Source organism: Lacticaseibacillus absianus, assembly GCF_013407595.1.
GTDB lineage: Bacteria > Bacillota > Bacilli > Lactobacillales > Lactobacillaceae > Lacticaseibacillus > Lacticaseibacillus absianus.
Map to the genome: position 1 here is coordinate 855,827 of NZ_JABEKX010000002.1, position 21,404 is coordinate 877,230.

The window sequence follows — 21,404 nt, forward strand, 5'->3', positions numbered from 1 at the left end:
CTTCCTCCTCAACAAAACTTAATGGATGCCCCCAAAGCGGCGATCGCGAGCTTGGTAATCGGCGATCGCAGCGGTCAGTACGGCCGGCGTAAAGTCTGGCCAAAAGACTGGGGTGAACACGAGCTCGCTGTAAGCGATCTGCCACAGCAGGAAGTTCGACAGCCGGTTCTCCCCGCTCGTCCGGATCAAGAGGTCCGGGTCTGCGAGCGCGCCTAAGTGCCGCGTCATCAGGTGCGCAGCCACCGTCGTGTCATCGATCGTCGCCGGGTCCAACGTACCCGCCGCCGCCGCTTGCGCGATCTCTCGCGTCGCCTGGACCAACTCGTCACGGGCGCCGTAGTTCAAGGCGAAGTTCAAGACCATGCCGGTGTTCGCCGCGGTCTCGGCCATCGCGTCTTCCGCGGCTTGGCGCGTCTTGGCCGGCAGGGCATCGAGCTCGCCCATCACCTGAACGCGCACGTTCTCGGCGATCAACTCCGGCATGAACACACCAAAAAAATCGACCGGCAGGCCCATCAGGTAGTTGACCTCCGAGTCCGGCCGCTTCCAGTTCTCGGTTGAAAACGCATACAGGGTCAGCACCTTGACGCCCAGCCGACTCGCCGCCTTCGTGATCACCTTGACGTTCTCCATCCCCTGCTTGTGGCCGGCGATGCGCGGCAAGAACCGCTTCTTCGCCCAGCGGCCGTTGCCATCCATGATGATCGCGACATGTGCCGGGATCCGAGTCGCGTCGAGCGGCTGTGGCGTTGTTTTTTCCGTGAACACGCGGGTTCCTCCTTATGCTGGGCGCTCAGCCCAACAGTCATTCTAGATGATTGTATCAAACCTCACGCCACGCAACAACAATTCGGGGCGGCCTGACGCGCACCAGGTCGCATTTGGTGATCGGCGGCCATCGACCTTACGACCCGCGCACGCGGGCCCGGCGAGCTAGACGCCGACCGCTAATTTTAGGTTAAGATATCCAAAAAAGGCGCCCCACCTGGGGACGCCCACGCGCAAGGTCGGCTCAGCCTTCCTTGATCTCTTTTTCTTTGTCCGCAGCGATCGCATCGATGCGCTTGGTGGCGTCATCGGTGATCTTTTGGACGTCTTTTTCCGCGCGGTGCAGGTCGTCTTCTGTGATCTCGGAGGCCTTCTCCTGCTTCTTCAGCTTGTCGAGGGCGTCGCGCCGGATGTTGCGGACAGCGACTTTCGCCTCTTCCGCGAACTTGCCGACTTCCTTGGCGATCTCCTGGCGACGTTCACCGGTGAGCTGTGGGATCACCAGCCGGATCGCATTGCCGTCGTTAGCCGGGTTGATACCCAGGTCCGAAGCGTTGAGCGCAGCGTCGATGTTCTTCAGTGCGGTCTTGTCGTACGGCGTCACCATCAGGACCCGCGGTTCCGGGATGGTGATCGACGCCATCTGGTTCAGCGGCGTCGGAGCGCCGTAATAGTCGACTTCGATGCGGTTGAGCAGGCTGGCGTTCGCCCGCCCTGCGCGGATGTTGCCGAGTTCGCGGGACAAGGCGTCGGTCGACTTGCCCATCTGCGTCTTGGCGGCTTCAATGATCTCGTTGGCCATGATTATTCTCTCCCCTTGATGGTCGTCCCGATGTGCTCACCTTCGACGACCCGCTTGATGTTGTCTGGTTCATTCAGATTGAAGACCACCAGCGGGATATCGTTGTCCATCGACAGCGTGCTGGCGGTGGAATCCATCACGTGCAGATTCTTGTTGATGATGTCCAAATGGCTCAGTTCCGTGAACTTGACGGCGGTCTCATCCTTGTTCGGATCTGCGGAGTAGACCCCGTCCACGCCGTTTTTGGCCATCAGGATGACATCGGCGTTGATCTCGGCCGCGCGCAACGCGCTGGTCGTATCGGTGCTGAAATACGGGTTCCCGGTGCCACCGGCAAAGATCACGACGCGGCCTTTTTCAAGGTGCCGCACGGCCTTCCGCCGAATGTATGGTTCCGCGATCTGGCGCATTTCGATCGAGGTCTGAACGCGCGTCGGGACCCCGAGGCTCTCCAGGTTATCCTGCAGGGCCAACCCGTTCATCACCGTCGCCAGCATGCCCATGTAATCGGCTTGCGCGCGCTCCATGCCCATCTCAGCCCCGGTCTCGCCGCGCCAGATGTTCCCGCCGCCGCAGACGATCGCGATCTGCACGCCAAGGTCGTGGACGACCTTGATCTGCTCGGCGATCTTCTTGATCACTGGTGGCTTGATGCCAAACCCGTCTTCACCGGCGAGGGCTTCGCCGCTGACTTTGAGTACGATTCGCTTGTATTTGACCATGTTCACGTTTCCCTCCGTTAATTGCTGATAACAGTTTACCATAATCCGCGGCGCTTAACGAGTCCCAAGGGGGCGCCGCGATAGGCGTGCGGCCGCAAAAAAAGTACGCACACGGCGTACTTCCTTCGGTGAGTCAGCTTACTTGATCTGGCCCATCACTTCGTCAACGAAGTTATCCTGCTTCTTTTCGATCCCTTCGCCGACTTCGAAGCGAACGAAGCCTTTAACGGTACCGTTCTTGCTCTGCGCGTATTCCGCAACGGTCTTGTCGGAGTCCTTGACGAATTCCTGATCGACCAGGGAGATCTCGCTGAGCCACTTGTTGACGCGCCCTTCGACAATGCGTGGCACGATCTTCTCCGGCTTGCCTTCGTTGATGGTCTCTTCGGTGAAGACGGCCTTCTCGTGGGCCAGCTGGTCGGCTGGCACGTCCTCGCGGCTCAGGAACTTCGGGTTGATCGCGGCCACGTGCATCGCGATATCGCGGGCGGTCTCTTCGTCAGCGCCTTCGACGGTCACCAGCGCGGCGATCTGGCCGGCGTTGTGCAGGTAGGCGCCGAAGTGGTCACCGTCGCCTTTTTCAACGATCTCGAAGCGCCGGAAGCTGATCTTCTCACCGATCACGGCGGTCAGGGCCTTCGCGGCTTCGTCGATGGTCTGCCCGTCGATGGTCAGGGCCAACGCGGCGGGCATGTCTGCGGGCTTGTTCGCCACAACGGCTTGGCCGACAAGCTTCACGAAGTTCTGGAACTTATCGTTGGACGCCACGAAGTCGGTCTCGGAATTGACTTCGATCACCGCAGCGACGTTGCCGTCGATCGTGATCGCGGCAAGCCCTTCGGCCGCCACGTTACCAGCCTTCTTGGCCGCCTTGGCCAGGCCCTTTTCACGCAGGACGTCGATCGCCTTGTCCATGTCACCGTCAGCGGCCACGAGCGCCTTCTTGGCGTCCATCATGCCGACCTGGGTGCGGTCACGTAATTCCTTCACTTGAGCAGCGGTAATAGCCATTATTGTTCCTCCTATATGGAAAATTGTCGTTAAGTTAATTAAAGCGAAATTCGTGCGCAGGCGCAAGAATTTCACAAAAATAGCCGCCGAAAGTCTTGCAAAAGTATGCGAAACGGTCGGCGGCCATGTTAATTCGTATTATTCGGCATCCTGGTTGTCGCCTTCAACGGCTTCAACGATGTCTTCGATGGAATCAACCTTGGCGTCACCAGCGACCTGTTGATCTTCGCCCTGGTCTTCACCCTGGTTGCCTTCAACGATCGCGTCTGCCATCTTGGCCGTGATCAGACGGACCGCACGGATCGCGTCATCGTTAGATGGGATGATCACGTCGATGTCATCTGGGTCGGTGTTGGTATCGACCATCGCAACGATCGGGATGTTCAGCTTTTGCGCTTCTTGAACCGCGATCTTTTCCTTGCGTGGGTCAACGATGAACAGCACATCTGGGATGCGTGGCATGTCTTCGATCCCGCCGAGGAACTTGGTCAGCTTCTCCTGCTGTTTCTTCAACAGGGCAACTTCCTTCTTCGGCAGCTTGTCGAACGTGCCGTCTTCGGCCATCTTCTTGATGTCCTTGAGACGCTTGATCCGAGTCTGGATGGTGTTCCAGTTGGTCAGCGTGCCACCGAGCCAACGGTGGTTCACGTAGAACTGGCCGGCGCGGGTCGCTTCTTCAGCGATCGCATCTTGGGCCTGCTTCTTCGTGCCGACGAACAGGAACACGCCGCCGTCTTGCGCTTCGTCCTTGACGAAGTTGTAAGCGTCGTCGACCATCTTAACGGTCTTCTGCAAGTCGATGATGTAGATCCCGTTACGTTCCGTGAAGATGAACGGCTTCATCTTCGGGTTCCAGCGACGGGTCTGGTGGCCGAAGTGGACACCAGCTTCAAGCAGTTGTTTCATGCTCAATACAGACATGTGTAGTCCTCCAATATGGTTTTTTCCTCTTCCACCGCTCTTCTCGCGAGCAGACCGCTGTGCGGCACCACGCCCACGATCACGACAGAATGTGGTTTGTGTTTTCACACTTGGTACAGTATACCGGCTCGCCGTGCGTTTGACAAGGATAATTAGTTGACACGTGCGGTCGCCAGCGCCGCGAGCTTGAGCGTCGTGTTCCGGTTGCGGATGCTGACTAGCGGATAAAACGGCTGCGGCGTCAGCTTCGCGTACAGGCTCTGGGAAAAGTGCGCCTGCCCCGGCGCGGTCCAAAAAATCGCTTGCGGGGTGATCGCCACGCGATCCTGCGGCGTCAGTTGGGCTTGCAAGCGGGCGTCGAACCCCGCCTGATACCCCGGCAACTTGAACAGCACATTGTGGCGCAAATCGCCTGGTGCCCCCCACCAGTCTGGCGCGGTGGCCACCAGGTCGAGGTAGGTCGCGACCGGATAGCAGACGAAGCCGATCCCAAACGGATAAGTCGCCAGCACGCGCGCGACCCGCGCCGACACATCCGGCCGCGGGTCGTCGAACAGCAGGTTGCCGCTGTTGATGTAGCTGACCACTCCGGTGGCGCCCGCCTCAGTCAGCTGCGCCCGCAGCGTCGCCATCGGCACGCGGTGCGCGCCGACGTTGACCCCGCGCAGTAACAAGAGATAGGTCATCCCGTTGCCCCTTTCAGTGCTGCCAATCGATCCCCTGCGCCTGCAAGAAGGCCTCCTTGGCCGCCCGGGATTGATGCTTGAAGTGCCACTCTGCTGACAGTGCCGCGTGCTTGTCCGGGTATGCAGCCGCGAAGAGCAACCGCACCGGCCGGCGGCGCTGCGTGTACTTCGCGCCTTTGCCAGCGTTATGCGTGGCGACGCGCTGACCCACGTCATCGGTGAACCCACCGTAGAACGTGCCATCGGCACACAGCAACACGTAAAAATAATACGGTTTAGCCATAAAGTAACCGGCTCACCTCTTCTCCGTAGTGCCCATCTGGCCCGTACACCGTCAGCGGCGGCATGATGCGCACGCCATCCGGCTTGCCCGAGCGCAGCCCTTCGATCAAAACCATGTTCGCCTCCCGGTCGGCCTTAGGGTAGACGAAGCGAATGCGCTTAGGGGCAAGCTTCGCTGCCGTCATCGTCGCCAGCAGTTCTGGCAGCCGGTCCGGCCGGTGGACAAAAAACGCCTTGCCCTGGTACTTCAACAAGTCGGCCGTCACCCGGCAGACAGTGGCAAAATCCGTGGTCAGCTCGTGGCGCGCCAACGCGAGGTGCGCGTTCGGATTCTTGACGCTTTTGGCACTGACTTTGAAATACGGCGGGTTGCAGGTCACCACGTCCACTGAATCCTTCGGCACCACCGTGGTCGCGGCCGCCAGGTCCAGCGCGTGCACGTCGACATGCGTGAAGGCGTTGAGCGCCACGCTACGGGCGGCCATATCGGCAAGCCGTGGCTGAAGCTCGATCAGCGTCACCTGCCCCTGGGTGCGCGGCGCGATGAACAGCCCGACGGCCCCGTTGCCCGCCGCGAGGTCGACCACCCGGCTGGTCGGGCTGACCTGCGCAAAGTTGGCCAGTAACACGGCGTCGAGCGAGAAGGCGAACACGTCTTGCGCCTGAATGATCTGCACCCCGGCCGCCTGCAAGTGGTCGATGCGCTCTGCATCTTGAAGGTCCATCGTTAACTCCCCTTTATCGTCTGGCTTTCATCATACCATGCCCCGGTGGGTTTTCAATCCGTCCCGACGCCGCGGTTGGTCAACGGCCTGTTCAATGGTATAATTCAACGAGAAATTAATAAAGAAGGAAGACGCCATGTTCTATACATTCATCCGCGCGGTCGCCCGCGTGCTCGTGTTCATCATCAACGGCAACACCCATTACGAGAACAAAGAAGCCCTGCCGGACGGGCCCTACGTCCTGGTCGGCCCACACCGCACCTGGTGGGACCCGATCTTCTTCGCGCTGGCCGGCGCACCGCGCAAGTTCGGCTTCATGGCGAAGCAGGAGCTCTTCAAAAACCCGATCCTGCGCTGGATCCTCGTGCACGCCAACGCGTTTGGCGTCGATCGGGCCAACCCGGGGCCAAGCGCGATCAAGACTCCGGTCAAGCAGCTCAAAAGCGGCCAGTTATCGATCATCATTTTTCCATCCGGAACGCGCTACTCCAGCGAACTCAAGGGCGGCGCGGTCCTGATCGCCAAGTTGGCGAAAGTGCCGATCGTTCCAGCGGTCTACCAGGGTCCGGTCCGCTTTTCGCAGCTGCTGCGCCGCCGACGCGTGACGGTCCGCTTCGGTGAGCCGATCACGGTGCCGAGCGGCCGGCTGACAGAGGACGTGACCAAGGCTCTGGGCGACCAGATGCAGGCCGCCTTTGACGCAATCGACCACGCGATCGACCCAGACTTCCACTATGAACCCGACCAGAAGAAGTACGAGGCCGAAAAGCAGCAAGGCAAGCTCAAATAAGAGATAAGAGGAATTCGACAACATGACTTTTTGGCAACGACTCACGGCAAAACCGGATCTGGCAAAGACGCTCAACGCCGATCACCAACTCGCCCGCACGCTGACCACTCGCGACTTGATCGCGTTGGGCATCGGGGCGGTGATCGGCACCGGTATCTTCATCCTCCCCGGCACCGTCGCCGCCACCACCAGCGGGCCAGCAATCACGCTGGCCTTTGTCTTGGCCGCGATCGTCTGCAGCCTCGCGGCGATGTGTTACGCGGAGTTCGCCTCCGCCTTACCGGTCGCCGGTTCTGCATACGCATACGGGAACATCGTCTTCGGCCAGGTGTTCGGCTGGATCATCGGCTGGGCGCTGATCTTGGAGTACATGCTGGCCGTCGCCGCTGTCTCCACCAGCTTCTCCGCTTACTTCGCCAGCCTGTTGAGCGGGTTCGGGCTGCACCTGCCCCGCGCGTTGTCCGGCGCGTTCGCCCCGGCACGCGGCACGTATATCAACCTGGTCGCCGTGATCGTGGTGTTGATCATCGGCTTCATGCTCTCACGCGGGATGACCACCTCGATGAAGGTCAACCGCGCGATGGTCTACGTCAAACTGGCGATCATCGCGTTGTTCATCGGCGTCGGCGCGTTCTACATCCGCCCGCTCAACTGGCAGCCCTACTTGCCGTTCGGCGCGAAGGGCGTTTTGGCTGGGGCCTCACTGGTGTTTTTTGCCTACCTCGGTTTCGACGCCGTCTCCGCCAGCGCCCCTGAAGTGAAGGCGCCGCAAAAGACGCTCCCGCGGGGGATCATCGGCACGCTCCTGATCGCCACTGTCCTCTATGTCGCCGTGGCCGTCGTGCTGACCGGGATCGTCTCATATACGCGACTGGACGTCGCCGACCCCGTCTCATTCGCACTGACCCTGATCCACCAGCCACAGCTCGGCGGGATCATCGCGATCGGGGCCTTGGCGGGGATGTTCACGATGATGGTGACTATGATCTACTCCTCTAGCCGCCTGGTCTACGCGATCGGTCGTGATGGCCTGCTGCCGCCATGGTTCGGCAAAGTCGTCCACCAGCTGCCGCTCAACGCCTTGTGGACCGTCACCCTGATCATCGCAGTGATGGGCGGTCTGGTGCCGCTGACGCAACTCGTCAACCTGGTCAACATCGGCACGCTGATCGCCTTTGCCTTCGTCAGCCTCGGGATCATCCCGCTACGGCGCCATGCGCAGATCGATAACCCGGGGTTCAAGGTCCCTGGTTACCCAGTGGTCCCGATCCTGTCGTTTGGCTTTTGCCTGTTACTGATGAGCCAATTGAGCCGAGAAACATGGCTCATGAGCCTGGTGTGGTTCGCCGTCGGCATGTGCGTCTACTTCGCCTACGGGTTCCGCCACCAAGCGCGGTGAGCTGAGCCCCAAAGACCCGCACCACTTCGACACGTCGAGGTGGTGCGGGTCTTTGGGCTATCCAGCCAGCGGCTTCATCATGAACAGTTCCGTCGCCTCCGGGTAGGTCAAGCGGCCGAATTCAGTGTACCCGCACGCGCGGTAGAACGCCGGGGCCTGATAGTCGAAGGTCTCCAGGTGTACGACCGGGCAACCGAACGCGGTCATCTCGGCCTCGACGCGGTTGAGCAACGCAGTCGCCAACCCGCGCCGCCGGGCTTCTGGCGCGACCCACAGCGTGTCGATATAGCCCACACGATAGGTCGACGCGTACGCGTAGATCCCCCCGATGAGCGCACCGGCCGCGTCATGGATACTGTAACTGAACACCTGAGGCGTCGCTTGCGGATACGGGCGCACCCGCTGATTGAATGCCTCGAGCTGTCCCTCGAGCTGATCCTCATCCTCGCGCGTTGAACGATCGATCTTCATTGCTTTCCCCTTTCATCTGAACCGTCAAGCTTGCAGGTTTAATCGCAGTAGTGCCGCCTGGATCGCCGGTGCGCTCGGTGCGCCACTCGCCACCAGCTGCCCGTTCGCCAACACGAGCACCTGATCCGTCGTCGCAAGCAGCGGCGCAAGGTGCTGGTGCGTCACGACTAGGCGCCCACCCGGTCGCGCTGCCAGGGTCTGAGCCACGCGGTGCGCGGTGTCGGCGTCGAGGCCAGCCGTCGGTTCATCGGCGATCATTACGGCCGCTGGGAACAACAGCGCCCTGGCGACCCCCAGCCGCTGGCGCTCCCCACCTGATAGTGCGGCGGCCTCTGACGAGACGTGCTTAGTCAGCGGCACGGTGAGCGCGGCGAGCGCAGCGGCCTGCGCAACTGCGGCTGGGGTGATCTGCGGGTCGAACAGGCGCAGGTTCTCAAGCACCGTCGTCGAGAAGATGTCTGGCGTCTGCGGCGCAACGGTCACGGTGGCCATCAGATCAGCAGCCGTCGCCGGGCGGCCATCTGCCGTCCAGTAACCCACCTGACCGCTCGTCGCCGGTAACTCACCCAGCAGTGCACTGATCAAGGCGCTTTTGCCTGCCCCCGACGCACCGACGATCAAGTACCGCTGGTGCAGATCCAGTGTGATCGAGACTTCGCGCAGGATAGGCGTGCCGGCAACGGTGGCGGAAAAAGCCTGGAGCGCGACGCGCGCGACCTGCTGATGTGCGGCGATCGGCGCGGGCGCCTGATCCGCCAGCTCACGGGCTGCCGCCCGGCCGCCAGGCAGCTCGGCTAGTAACCCGATGCCTTCTTCGAGTGGCTCGCTGATGAAGATCACTAACTGCGCAAAGGCGACCAGATCGGCCAACGTCAGCTCGCCATCAAGCACGAAGCGCGCCCCGATCACCCAGGTGCCCAGATACATCGCATTGCTGAACAGTTGACCGGCCGCCCGCACCGCCTTGGTCACGGCCAGCTGGTGACGCGTCTGCGTGAATAGCTGATCGGCGGCCGCGTCGTGCTGCTGCCGCAGCCGGGCCCGAAGATCGAAAAGGTACATCGTGCTGAAGCCGTTGAGTCGGTCGGTCACCAGTGCCGTGTACCGCTGGATCGCCTCCAGCTGCGCGACCTTGGCGCGCGTCAACCACCCCCGCGCCAGCACCGGGAGCAACACACCGGGCAGTGTCAACAACAAGATCGCCGCCGTTAGACCCGGGGCAGCGACCAGCACCGTCCCGACTGCCAGCACGAATTCACAGATGAACCCGTACAGCGTGAGCAGTTGCAGGTACCAGCCGGATTGGACCGCATCGACCTGGCTGGTCAACTTGGCGACGGCGCGACCGCTCGCCAGCCGCCGCCGTTCGGCCGGCGGCAGCGCGGTCAGGGTCTTGAAGACCCGGCCGCGCAGCTCACTGGCCGCCTGAGCGGCGATCATCTGGCTCCAGTACAGGTCAAGAAAAAACAGGGCGGCCGCCACGACCAAGTACCCGCAGACGATCACGACCAGCAGGCCGTAACCGAGTCGTACAGTCCCTGTCAGGGCCCCTGTGATCAGGCGCAGCACTTGCGCAAAGCCGATCTGGGCAAGCACCGCAGCCGGTGCAATCACCGCATACGCGGCGAGCCGCCAAGGATGGCGGTGTGCATAATCGCTCATAATGCCTCCTAGTTCAAGTGAAGGGCCGCCAGCGCCTGCTGGACAGCCGGTGCTGACAACGGGCCGGCGGCTTGGATGCGGCCGGCAGCCAGGCAGACGATCTGATCGGCCGCGGCAAACAGCTCCGGGTTGTACCGGTGCGTGATGAACGCACACCCCGCTCGCTGCGCAAACACGGTCGCCTCGATGCTCGCCGCGATCTGCGGGTCCAGTCCGGTGGTCAACTCATCGTAGATCGTGTACGGCCGCGGCTGCAGCGCGGCACGCGCCAACGCCAGTCGCTGGCGCTCACCGCCTGACAGCGCCGTGTCCGCTTGGCTCAGCGGTTGCGCCAGCGCCTGATCACGCTGCGTCACCCAGTCGCCCAGACCGGCCGCTTGAAGCGCCGCAGTGACCGTTGCGGCGGGCTGGGGGGCAAACAGCGTCGTGTTCGCCGCGAGGTCGGCGGTGAACACGTACGTCGACTGCGGGACATACGCGATTTGGCTGGCGACCTGATCGAGCGTGAGCGTGTCGACCGCCCGCCCGTCCAGCGTCAGCTGGCCGCTGATCGCGGGATAATACCCGAACAGTAGCCGGACCAGCGTGCTTTTGCCACTCCCACTGGCGCCGACGATCAGCGTCTTCGCCGTGGTGTCCAGTGTCAAATTCACATCGTGCAGCAGCGTCTGCCCCGCGACCTGCACGCCGACATGTGCGTAGCGGATCGTGTGGACCGGCGCCAGTGCAGGTGTCGCCGCGACCGGTGGCACGCTGGTGACGATCGCATCCAGCCGCCCTTTGACTGCCCGGCCAGCCTGGTAATCGCTGACCAGACTGACCAGCTCGAACAGCGGATAGGACACAAAGATCATCAGTTGGGAGAACGCCACAAGGTCCCCCAACGTGAGCGTCCCTTGCATCACGAAGTAGCCCCCGACGACCCAGGTACCGAGGTACTGCAGGTCGTTGAGCAGGTTCTGCAAGGCGTTGATCGACTTGAGCACCCGGTTATAGGCCACCGTGTCGGTCGCCAGCGCCTGAGCGTCGTGCGCGAATAGGCGGCCAAACCGCGTCTGCGCCAGGTTCAACCGTAGCGTCGCATACCCGTTGGCTAGATCGGCGACGCGCGCCGTGAAGGCCTCCGTCGCAGTCATTACCCGGCCCTGGGCGACCTCGGTCGCGTGCTGCGTCAGCTTCGGCACGAAGAACGCCGGTAGCGACAGCACCAGGACCACCAGCATGACCCGAACATCCAGTAGCAGCGTGCCGATCAGTGCGATCCCCAACTGCCAAGCGAGGTAGTAGCCGTTGAGTAATGACCCGTAATACTGGCGCTCCACCATCTCCGCTTCCTGCCCGAAACGCGCGAGGTGGGTCCCTTGCCCATCGGTATTGAACTGGTGCAGCGCCAGATGCCCGAGCACCGCAAACAGCGTTGCGCGCAGGTTGCGCGTCGCTTGGGTCAGCAGCTTAGACCGTTGCATGTTGCGGATGAAGTTGATGCCGTTAGACACCAGCATGTAACTCAGCACGATCGCACACAGCGCGGTGAACGACAGCGGCGACTTGTGCGTCACGACGTCGGTGATCAGGCGCAGGACCCAAGAAACGCTGACCTCAGCCAGTGCCGCGACTGGCACGAGTAGCAAGTAGCCGAGCAGGCGTGTCCGCTGCTGGCGCAGATAATTGGTCGTCATTGTGATTCCTCCATTGGCAGTGGTGACGGACAAGGGCGCTGACCCGGTCCGGCGGCACATAAAAAGCCTGGGATCCCTCCCAGGCTGGTGCCGGCGGTGATCGTCAATGCAGACTGACGCCTTGGCCGTCCCCCGCACCGGGGTCAACTGCCCCAGTGGTGGCTTCAAACAAGTCTCACGTCAGCTCCCATTTACGCTCACTTCATCATGTCAGTGGCACCTCCGCTACTTTCTTGCTCACAGGATAACACAGTGCGGCCCTAAGGCAACGTTAATCGAAATTTCATTGTTTTGTCACTGCCGGGCCGATCGAGTCGCGCATGATCAGCGGTGAGCCCGTTCGCCGGCTCACGAAAGGCGGCCTGCGTTGCGCTGGGCTCGCGGCCAAGGCTTGCGACGTCCCAGCCCGGGGCGCAGTGCGCTTGCCAACCCGTCGCGCCGGCACCCAAAAAGACGCTGGCCACTTGGTCAGCGTCTCGTTCGTCACTCAACATCCCCGTTTTGCAACCGGTACATATCGTAGTAGCGGCCCTGCTTGGCGAGGAGCTCGTCGTGCGTGCCGCGCTCGATGATCCGGCCGGCATCGAGCACCAGGATCAGGTTCGCGTCCTTGATGGTCGACAACCGGTGCGCGATCGCGATGGTCGTGCGGCCCTGCCGGATACGGCGCAGCCCTTCTTGGATCACAGACTCAGTCTCCGTGTCGATATTGGCGGTCGCCTCATCGAGCACCAGGATCTTCGGGTTCGTGACCACAGTGCGGGCGAAGCTCAAAAGCTGGCGCTCACCGCTTGAGAACTGGCTCCCCCCTTCGATCACTCGGGCGTGGTACTGGTTCGGCAGCTTGTCGATGAACCGGTCGGCCTGAACGAACTGCGCCGCGGCCTCGACCTGTGCGTCGGTGATCTTATCGTTGAACAGCCGGATATTCGAGGCGATGTCCCCGTAGAACATGAAGGAGTCTTGCAGTACCAGGCCGAGCTTGGTGCGTAACTCTTCCATCGGGTAGTCGTGGATGTCCACGTCATCGATCAGGATCTGCCCCGTACCGAACTCGTAGAAGCGCATCATCACGTTGATGATCGATGACTTCCCTGAGCCGGTGTGCCCGACCAAGGCGACGGTCTCGCCCGGGTTGGCGACAAAGCTGATGTCGTGCAGGATCTCGTGGACCCCATCGTAAGCGAAGGAGACATGCTTGAACTCGATCTTGCCGGTCGTAATGGTCGCACTGGCGCCTGGGTTCTGGGCTGGTGCGTACTCCGTGTTGTCCAGGATCCGGAAGATCCGGCTACCGGCAACGACCCCGTCTTGGAAGAAGGACAGCGAGTCCATCATGTTCGTCATCGGGTTGAAGAAGTTGGCGGTGTACGTCGTGAAAGCGTACACGACCCCAGCTTCGACATAACTGTGCAGTGAGATCAGGCCGAACGCCCACAACACAGCGATCAGGCCAAGGCTGTACAGCAGGTTGATGATCGGCGACAGCAACAGCGAGTTGGTGCGGATCATCGCCTTGCGCGAGTCGAGGTACTCATCGTTGGTCGCCTCGAACTCACTGGCGATCCGCTTCTCCTGACGGAACTGCTGGATGATGCCGATGCCTTCGATCGACTCGTTCAGCTTGGTGTTCAGCTCCGAGAGCTTCTCCCGCATGTGCCGGTAGACTTTGCTGGAGTAGTGGCTGTAATACCAGATCACGATCAGCAGCACTGGCAGGAACGCCAGGACCGTCATCGCGATGCGGGCATTGAGCACGTACATCGTGACGAAGCTGGAGATCACGGAGAACAGCCCGACGATCACGCTGAGGATCACGTTCCAAAAATCGGTCAGTGTCATCGTGTCGTTGGTCACCCGGCTGACGATGGAGCCGGCCGGCGTTTGGTCAAAATAACGCATCCCCAGTGCGTGCAGCTTCTTGAACAGCTGGCGCCGCACGTCTTCCAACCCACGCTCGGAGCCCATCGAAAACAGGAAGGTCTGGAAGAACTGGAAGACCGCCTTGATCACAGTCCCGACGGCATAGATGACGCCGAAGGCAAAAATGATCGCGGTGGTCGCGTTCATGTGACTCAAGTAATCATCCATGTATTTTTGGAGCACTTGCGGCAGCAAGACATTGACACCGGCTAGGAAGCCGGCGGCAACGATCGCCCCGATGAACTGCTTCTTGTACGGCCGGGTGTAGCCGAGCAATCGCTTCATGATCTGAAGCTGCTCTTTCATCGGGATACTGCGCGCCCATGCACTTTCGTATTTAGCCAAGGGTCTCACCTTCGATCTTTTGTTCGAGTTCTTGCTTCTGCCACATCTCAGCGTACCAGCCGTGCGTCGCCAATAGTTCCGCGTGGGTGCCGCGCTCGATCACATGGCCGTCTTCCAGCACGATGATCTCGTTGGCGTGCATCACAGAGCTCAGGCGTTGGGCCGCGATGATCGTCGTCTTGTTGGCCCGCTCGCCTTTGAGGTTGCCGAGGATCTCGTTTTCGGTCTTCGCATCGACCGCTGACAGCGAATCGTCAAGGATCAGCAGCTCCGGCGTCGTGATCACCGCCCGGGCGATCGACAGGCGCTGCTTCTGGCCGCCGGACAGGCTGACCCCGCGCTCACCGACCAGCGTCCCGTAGCCTTCCGCGAAGTCCAAGATGTCATTATGGACGGCACTTTCGCGCGCGGCCTCTTCGACCTCCCCCTGGTCCTTCTCAAAGGCGCTGAAGCGAATGTTGTCCGCCACAGTGGTCGAGAACAGGAAGTTGTCCTGCGGCACGTAGCCGATCGAATCCAGCAGGGCATCCAGCGCGTACTGGCGGATGTCGTGCCCGCCGAATTCGATCACCCCATCGTACTGGTCGAACTCGCGCAACAGGAGCTTGAAGATCGTGCTCTTGCCAGCGCCGACGCGGCCGACGATGCCCAGCGTGTCGCCTTCATGCAGCGTGAAGTGCACGTTGATCAACGTCGCGTGGTCGTCGTTCGGGTAGCTGAACTTATTGACCTTGAAGCGGATGTCGCCGTGCGCGGGGGTCGTGATCGCATCCGGTGCCTCGAGGATCGCGCTCTTCTCTTGAAGCAGCAGGTTCACCCGGTCATACGAGGCATTCCCGCGTTCCAGGATGTTGAACAACCGCCCGATGGCAAACATCGGCCAGACCAATGATGACACATACGAGACAAAGGAGACCAGCTGGCCGATCGAGATCTGACTGCTCAAGACCAGGTGACCGCCGTAGACGATCGTGATGACGTAGGTGATCCCCATGATCAGGCTGGTGGTCGGATCGAACAGCGCGTCCAAGAAGTTGACCTTCTTGTTGATCGTGATCGTCTTGTCAACGATCTTATTGAAATCCGCGGTGTCCTCCTGCTCCTGACCGAATGTCTTGATCACCTTGATCCCGGAGACAGATTCTTGCGTCTTGTCGTTCAGGCGGGAGAACGCCGCCTGTGAGTGCGCGAAGGCCGCGTGGAGCTTCATCCCCAGCTTACGGGCCATCACCGCGAGCAGCGGCATCGGCAGGATCGCCAGAATGGTCAGACGCCAGTCGACGAAAAAGACCATCGCTAGGATCGTGGTCCCACCGGTGATGACCGAGTCGAACAGGGTCAAGATCCCGGCCCCTGCAACGTTTTGGACCGCGTTGAGGTCGTTGGTCGCGTGCGCCATCAGGTCACCAGTCCGGTGCTTCTGGTAGAATGTCGCATCCATCTTCATGAAGTGCCAAAACAGCCGGGTGCGCAGCGTCTTTTCCAGCTTCGCGGCGCCACCCCAGATGGCGTTGCGCCAGCCGAAGCGGAAGACGTACTGGCCGACACCCGCAAACAGCAAGAGCGCCAGCCACAGCAGTAAGCGATCACTAGTTAGATCGCGTTTATCCATGGCGTCGACCAAGGTCCCGATGACTTTCGGTGGGATCAGGTTCACCAAAGCGACTAACAGCAGGCAGAAGATCCCGAAGCCATAGCGCTTCTTTTCCTGTTGAAAGTACCAACCGAGTTTTTTGAAAATGCCCACAGTTCGTTGCCTCCAAAATGAGATTGTCCAGAAATTATATAATTTTTTGCTAAGTGAATGCAAATAACCCGATGAGAAATCGCCGGCCTGTCGCAAAACAAAACGGTTCGGTCATGATCGACCGAACCGATTCCCGCAAAGCGTGACTTACTTGGTGCGCTTTTGTGCCTGCTTCATCTGCTGCATCATCTGATTCAATTTCTTCTCAGAAGGCTTCTGCCCCATTGACATCATCATGCTGCGCATCATCTCTTCATTCACAGGGGGATTATCGCGGAAATACTTCTTCATGTAAGCTCGCGCGCCGTAAAAGCCTGCAATGGCCCCCAACAACGCACCGAGGATCAACCCTAATGCGAAAGTCATGTTCGTTCCTCCCCTCTTGGTGTACCCGTTCGTACAAGTTTCAACTCTATCATTGTACAAAAGCTCACGTCAGTTTGAAAGCCTAATCTTGCCGCAAACCGCGTTTCTTTTGGATCTCGATCACTTTTTTGGGCGTCCATTCCTTGCCCTGCTTGTTGACGAAGGACGTGGTCTCGATCTGCTCGCGGAACCCGGCGCGAAAGTCGGCCAGGTAGGCCTCGCGCAGTGCCTGGCGCTCTGCGGTCTCCGCATCTGTGAGGCCAACGGTCTTGGCCTTGTGGGCCAGCTCGTTGATCCGCGCTAAGCGTTCCTGAGGTTGTTCTGCCATCTGCTCATCTCCCTTGGCTTAATTCAAATGTAGCGCCTGGTACTGGTAGCCGGCCGGTGACTGGTCCGGAAACGGGGCGCGTCGAAGCATGTCGACGTACTCCGCCGCGCGCCGCGCCGACTGGAAGGCTTTGATCAGGCGCACCGGTTCATCCGGTTGCGCGTACAACACGACATAGATGATCTGGTCCATCTGACTGCCTCCTTTCGTGGAATCGCGTCTCTGGTCTCCGCAGCGACGGCCCCGCAACGCGGAGCGCTGGTCAAATAAAAAGACCGCTCTCGCGGCCTTTTCAGGATTAACGACGCTTCTCTTTGATACGAGCAGCCTTCCCACGCAGTGCACGCAGGTAGTAGAGCTTCGCACGCCGAACTTGGCCGTGACGAACGACTTCGATCTTCTCGACACGCGGGGTGTGGAGAGGGAAGGTCCGTTCAACGCCAACGCCGCTAGAGATCTTGCGGACCGTGTACATTGCGCTGATGCCAACGCCGCGACGCTTGATCACAACGCCTTCGAAGATCTGAACACGTTCGCGTTCGCCTTCGACGATCTTGGCGTGGACCCGCACGGTGTCACCAGGGCGGAATTCAGGGATATCGTCGCGAAGCTGGGACTTCGTGATTTCTGCAATAATTGGGTTCATGAAAAGCTTCTCCTTTTACCGACATTCTTAATCGTCCCGACCAGCGGAATATCGTTGTTGTTGTGAGTTATCACAAGTCCATAGTGTAGCATAGCGTCGTCGGGGTGTAAAGTCCGACTTCTTGACGGGCGCCTACTCGAAGACGAACTGGTTGTGGTAAAGCTCGGCGTAAAAGCCGTCAGCCGCGACGAGTTCGTCATGCGTCCCGACCTCGATCACCTGACCGTCCTTGAGCACGACGATCTTGTCGGCGTTCAGGATCGTCTTCAGGCGGTGTGCGATCACGAAGCTCGTCCGCCCGGCGATGGCCGCTTCCATCGCCCACTGGATCTGCTGCTCGGTGACGGTGTCGACGTTACTGGTCGCTTCATCGAGGATCAAGACGGCTGGGTCAGTCAAGATGGTCCGGGCGATCGAGATCTGCTGTTTTTGGCCGACTGAGAAGACGGAGTTGCTCTCGTCGACATAGGTCTCGTACCCTTCCGGCAGCGCGTCAATGAACTCATGGATGTGCGTCGTCTTGGCCGCCGTGATCACCTCTTCCATGCTAGCGTCCGGTTGGCCGAAGCGGATGTTATCCGCGATGGTGCCGGCGAAGAGCACGGACTCCTGCAGGACGATCCCGACCTTCGCGCGCAGCTGATCGAGGTCGAACGCCCGGATGTCGGTCCCGTCGTAGCGGATCGCACCGTCATCGACGTCGTAGAAGCGGTTCATCAAGTTCATGACGGTAGTCTTACCGGAGCCGGTCGGCCCGACGAGCGCGACCATCTGGCCAGGCGCCACGTCGATTGACACGTCTTTGAGGATCGGCTTGCCCGGCAGGTAGCCGAAGTCGACATGGTCGATGGCGATCCCGGTGCCGACCCCGTCAAAGGCCAGCCCGTCGACCGGGCGGACCTCTTCTGGCTCGTCGAACATCACGTTCAGCCGGGTCGCACCGGTGACCGCCAGCTGCAGCTGCCCAAAGGAGCTGGAGATCTGCATGATCGGATTGTAATACTGCTGGGCGTACTGGATGAAGGTCACGACCAGGCCCAGCGCCGCGGCCGTGCTGATCGACGCGTCGTTCAGCGCGATCTTGGTGCCCAAGAAAATCACCAGCGCCGTTGTGAGCAGTGAAAAGCCGTTCATCAACGGGAAGATCATGCCCGACCACGCCTGGGCGGCAAAGGTCGAGCGCTGGACGCGGTCGTTCTTCTCGACGAACCCGGCGATCGTTTCTTGCTGCTGGCCCTCGACGATGATCGCCTTTTGGCCGGAGATCTTCTCGTCCATGTACGCATTCAGCACCCCGACTTCGGCCTGTTGGCGGTCAGTATAGCGCTTGGCCTGCATCACGATCACGACCGCGCACAGCACGGCGACTGGGGTCGTGGAGACGGTGACCCACGCCAAGCTGACGTTTTGGCGGAAGATCATGATGACGATCCCGATGAACAGCGCGATGTTGGTCGTCACGTTGACGGCGGCCTGGTTCAGCGTGTTCTGGATGTTATCGAGGTCCGACGTGAAGCGTGCGAGGATGTCGCCGTCTTCGTGCCGGTCAAAATACGCGATCGTCATCCGTTCAAGCTTCCCGAACAACCCTTTGCGCATCCGGTTGGTGGAATGCGCGACGATGCGGGTGAACAACAGCGTGTAGAGCAGCTGCGCCACCCCGGTCATCACATAAAAGGCGAGCAGCTTCCACATGGTGCCCATGAAGTCCGCCTTGCTGGCCGCCGCGGACACGGCGACCTGATGCAGACTGTGAATGGTGGTGCCCTTCGGCAGGCTCGCGGTCAGTGCGGCGGGCACGTTGGCGTCCGTCAGGGCCTTCCAGCTGTCCGGCATCGCCGCCACCTGCTGGAGCCCATCGATCGTGGTCCCCTTGGGTAGTGCCGCCGCCACCTGCGTCGGCACCGTCGCATCTGTCAGACTGGTCCAGGCCACGGTATGGCCGGTCGCTTGACTCAGCTTCGTCGCGATCCCTTGGAGCGCATCTTGCGCCTGGGGCCCAGCCGCCGCGATCTGCTTGAGTGCTTTGGTCGCCTCCGGGGCGTGCTGATGGGTGAAGTAGTCCCCGACATAGGTCGACAGGTGCGTGATCGCATCCCCCATGACCACCGGCGCCTTGACCTGAAGGTAGGTCGCGGCGAAGATCAGGACCGCGATCACGGCAAATTGTAGCTTGTACTTCTTGAAGTAGAGGTAGAAAAACTTGATGGCGCGACTCGTATCGCTCATGCTTACGCCTCCTTCGCCTTTTGGGTCTCGTAGATCTTGCGGTAGACATCACTGGACGCGACCAGCTCGTGGTGCGTGCCTTGCGCGACTAAGCGTCCTTCATCGAGGACCAGGATCGTATCCGCGTGCACGACGCTGGAGATCTTCTGGGCAATGATGATCGTCGTTGTCCCTTGCAGTTCCCGGTCGAACGCCTCCTGGACCAACTTCTCTGACCGGGCGTCTAGCGCTGACGTTGAATCGTCGAGGATCAGGACTTTCGGCTGCTTGATCACGCCGCGCGTGATCGACATCCGCTGCTTTTGACCGCCGGAAAAATTGTTCCCACGCTCTTCCACCGGTGCGTCATAACGCTCCGGTAGCCGCTCGATGAACTCGGCCGCCTGCGCGATCTTGGCGGCGCGGTCCATCTCCTGCGTCGTCGCGTCTGCCTTACCTTGGCGTAAGTTGCCCGCGATGGTCCCGGAAAACAGAATCGCTTTTTGCAAGACGATCGAGATCGTGTTGTGAAGCGTGGCCTGCGACACATGGCGCAGGTCCTGGCCGCCGACACGCACGGTCCCTTCAGTCGGATCGAAGAGCCGTGGGATCAGCTGGGCCAGCGTCGACTTACCGGCGCCGGTCGCGCCGACCACCCCGACCATCGATCCGGCCGTTAACTTGAAGCTGATGTCCTTGAGCGTCGGCTGGGCGTCGTTCGGATACGCGAAAGTCACGTGGTCGAACTCAACGGTGCCCGCCAGGTCCTCGACGGCCTCGGTGTCATAGGTCATCGTCACAGGCGTATTCAGCACCTCGGCGATCCGCCCCATTGACACGAACCCGCGTGAGGCGAACATCGACATCATGCCGCCCATGATGATGGCAAACATGATCTGCATCATGTACTGGATGAATGACATGATCCCGCCGAGCTGGTCCTGCGCGACACTCGGGCTCTGGGTGACGACCGTCGATACCAGCCAGATCGCTAGGAAGATCGCCAGTTGCGAGATCACCGTGAAGGCTGGGATCATCGCTGCAAACGTGTACCCCACCGCCAAGTTGTGGCCGTTGAGCTCATCTGACGCCGCATCGAACTTGGCCGCCTGACTGTCCTCTTGGACGAACGACTTGACGACGCGCGCGCCGCGCAGATTGTCTTTCGCGATCCCGTTGATCTTGTCGATCAGCCGCTGGAACGCCGCGAAGTGTGGGCCCATGCGGCCCATCGAGACGCCGGTGACCGCCACGATCAGCACGACCATCACCACGATGATCCACCACAGCCGTGGCATGGTCATGATCGAGAGGATGAAGGCGCCGACGAACAGCAGTGGCACGCGGATCAGCACCTGGAAGACCATCATCAGAAGCATCTGGATCTGGTTGATGTCATTGGTCATCCGCACGACCAAGTTCTCCGACTTGAATTTTTCGATGTCTTCATAGGAGAACGTCTGGATCTTGCGGAACGTCTGCTCACGCAGATCGGCGGACACCGTCTGGGCGAGCTTGGCCGCCGCCAGGGTGTTGAGCACCGACCCGATCAGGCCCATCACAGCGATGGCGATCAGGCCAAGGCCGTAACCGCTGATCTTGTCGATCTTCTTGGTGGTTGACAGCGAGAGATCCGCCATCACGCTCAGGATCTCCTTCATGTAGCTGGGTTGCCACAGTGCGGCCCCCACCTGCAGGAGCATCATCAGCACGGCGACCGTGACCAGGCCTTTGTGCTTCGCGATTGCTTTGCCTACCATATCGTATCCCTCCGTTGTTCACGTCCGCTCTCTTGCCCACACGAATGGCGGATCCCCGCACACGGCGTGGCCCGTCTTGGGCATTGAGATCAAAGAGCAGCGGATTTGGATTATACGCTTATTTAGATATAGTGACAAGCAATTTACTCAATTAATTTAATTG

At 60.5% G+C, this 21,404-nt stretch carries 21 protein-coding genes; 2 read left to right on the forward strand and 19 right to left on the reverse strand.

The features are described from left to right. Window positions 1-18: 18 nt before the first annotated feature. The 8 genes from uppS to HII33_RS09440 form a co-directional block, all read right to left on the reverse strand. Window positions 19-768: an undecaprenyl pyrophosphate synthase gene (gene uppS / locus HII33_RS09405; protein WP_179395541.1), complete on the reverse strand. Its 750-nt coding sequence runs from the start codon at window positions 766-768 to the stop codon at window positions 19-21. A gap of 244 nt (window positions 769-1,012) precedes the next feature. Continuing rightward, complete coding sequence (gene frr / locus HII33_RS09410) at window positions 1,013-1,570, reverse strand: ribosome recycling factor (RefSeq protein ID WP_179395542.1); 558 nt, start codon at window positions 1,568-1,570, stop codon at window positions 1,013-1,015. A gap of 2 nt (window positions 1,571-1,572) precedes the next feature. Next, window positions 1,573-2,292, reverse strand: a complete 720-nt coding sequence (gene pyrH / locus HII33_RS09415; protein ID WP_218841931.1) for a UMP kinase — start codon at window positions 2,290-2,292, stop codon at window positions 1,573-1,575. A gap of 138 nt (window positions 2,293-2,430) precedes the next feature. Beyond that, the gene (gene tsf / locus HII33_RS09420) at window positions 2,431-3,306 is read right to left on the reverse strand and encodes a translation elongation factor Ts (protein WP_179395778.1); all 876 of its coding nucleotides are present in this window, start codon (window positions 3,304-3,306) and stop codon (window positions 2,431-2,433) included. Between the two features lie 135 nt (window positions 3,307-3,441). Next, a complete protein-coding gene (gene rpsB, locus HII33_RS09425) occupies window positions 3,442-4,224 on the reverse strand; it encodes a 30S ribosomal protein S2 (RefSeq protein ID WP_125704342.1) in 783 nt (260 codons plus the stop codon). Between the two features lie 152 nt (window positions 4,225-4,376). Further along, on the reverse strand, window positions 4,377-4,910 hold the full coding sequence (locus HII33_RS09430; protein ID WP_179395544.1) for a DUF1697 domain-containing protein: 534 nt from the start codon (window positions 4,908-4,910) through the stop codon (window positions 4,377-4,379). 13 nt (window positions 4,911-4,923) lie between these two features. Then, window positions 4,924-5,193 (reverse strand): GIY-YIG nuclease family protein, encoded by a 270-nt coding sequence (locus HII33_RS09435; protein WP_179395545.1) that lies wholly within the window; start codon window positions 5,191-5,193, stop codon window positions 4,924-4,926. Next, complete coding sequence (locus tag HII33_RS09440; protein WP_179395546.1) at window positions 5,186-5,917, reverse strand: tRNA1(Val) (adenine(37)-N6)-methyltransferase; 732 nt, start codon at window positions 5,915-5,917, stop codon at window positions 5,186-5,188. The genes HII33_RS09435 and HII33_RS09440 overlap by 8 nt, the downstream gene beginning before the upstream one ends. A gap of 136 nt (window positions 5,918-6,053) precedes the next feature. On the opposite strand from HII33_RS09440, the gene HII33_RS09445 reads away from it, so the two are divergent. Then, window positions 6,054-6,707, forward strand: coding sequence for a lysophospholipid acyltransferase family protein (locus tag HII33_RS09445; protein WP_179395547.1), 654 nt, complete (start codon window positions 6,054-6,056; stop codon window positions 6,705-6,707). A 22-nt stretch (window positions 6,708-6,729) separates the two neighbouring features. Beyond that, a complete protein-coding gene (locus tag HII33_RS09450; RefSeq protein ID WP_179395548.1) occupies window positions 6,730-8,106 on the forward strand; it encodes an APC family permease in 1,377 nt (458 codons plus the stop codon). A gap of 57 nt (window positions 8,107-8,163) precedes the next feature. Here HII33_RS09450 and HII33_RS09455 read toward each other — a convergent pair whose 3' ends face one another. The 11 genes from HII33_RS09455 to HII33_RS09505 form a co-directional block, all read right to left on the reverse strand. Next, window positions 8,164-8,577: a GNAT family N-acetyltransferase gene (locus HII33_RS09455; protein WP_179395549.1), complete on the reverse strand. Its 414-nt coding sequence runs from the start codon at window positions 8,575-8,577 to the stop codon at window positions 8,164-8,166. Between the two features lie 24 nt (window positions 8,578-8,601). After that, entirely contained in the window at window positions 8,602-10,239 is a 1,638-nt protein-coding gene (locus HII33_RS09460) for an ATP-binding cassette domain-containing protein (RefSeq protein ID WP_179395550.1), read from the reverse strand. Window positions 10,240-10,247: 8 nt separating this feature from the next. Beyond that, window positions 10,248-11,918: an ATP-binding cassette domain-containing protein gene (locus HII33_RS09465; RefSeq protein ID WP_179395551.1), complete on the reverse strand. Its 1,671-nt coding sequence runs from the start codon at window positions 11,916-11,918 to the stop codon at window positions 10,248-10,250. Window positions 11,919-12,401: 483 nt separating this feature from the next. Continuing rightward, window positions 12,402-14,147, reverse strand: coding sequence for an ABC transporter ATP-binding protein (locus HII33_RS09470; protein ID WP_179395779.1), 1,746 nt, complete (start codon window positions 14,145-14,147; stop codon window positions 12,402-12,404). 31 nt (window positions 14,148-14,178) lie between these two features. Beyond that, window positions 14,179-15,933, reverse strand: a complete 1,755-nt coding sequence (locus HII33_RS09475; RefSeq protein ID WP_179395552.1) for an ABC transporter transmembrane domain-containing protein — start codon at window positions 15,931-15,933, stop codon at window positions 14,179-14,181. 147 nt (window positions 15,934-16,080) lie between these two features. Beyond that, the gene (locus HII33_RS09480; RefSeq protein ID WP_179395553.1) at window positions 16,081-16,299 is read right to left on the reverse strand and encodes a YneF family protein; all 219 of its coding nucleotides are present in this window, start codon (window positions 16,297-16,299) and stop codon (window positions 16,081-16,083) included. An 82-nt stretch (window positions 16,300-16,381) separates the two neighbouring features. Further along, on the reverse strand, window positions 16,382-16,627 hold the full coding sequence (locus HII33_RS09485) for a DUF896 domain-containing protein (RefSeq protein ID WP_179395554.1): 246 nt from the start codon (window positions 16,625-16,627) through the stop codon (window positions 16,382-16,384). A gap of 18 nt (window positions 16,628-16,645) precedes the next feature. Continuing rightward, window positions 16,646-16,819, reverse strand: a complete 174-nt coding sequence (locus HII33_RS09490; protein ID WP_179395555.1) for a hypothetical protein — start codon at window positions 16,817-16,819, stop codon at window positions 16,646-16,648. A 106-nt stretch (window positions 16,820-16,925) separates the two neighbouring features. Continuing rightward, window positions 16,926-17,273, reverse strand: coding sequence for a 50S ribosomal protein L19 (gene rplS / locus HII33_RS09495; protein WP_179395556.1), 348 nt, complete (start codon window positions 17,271-17,273; stop codon window positions 16,926-16,928). 132 nt (window positions 17,274-17,405) lie between these two features. Beyond that, a complete protein-coding gene (locus HII33_RS09500) occupies window positions 17,406-19,502 on the reverse strand; it encodes an ABC transporter ATP-binding protein (protein WP_179395557.1) in 2,097 nt (698 codons plus the stop codon). A gap of 2 nt (window positions 19,503-19,504) precedes the next feature. Then, the gene (locus tag HII33_RS09505; RefSeq protein ID WP_179395558.1) at window positions 19,505-21,241 is read right to left on the reverse strand and encodes an ABC transporter ATP-binding protein; all 1,737 of its coding nucleotides are present in this window, start codon (window positions 21,239-21,241) and stop codon (window positions 19,505-19,507) included. Window positions 21,242-21,404 lie beyond the last annotated feature (163 nt).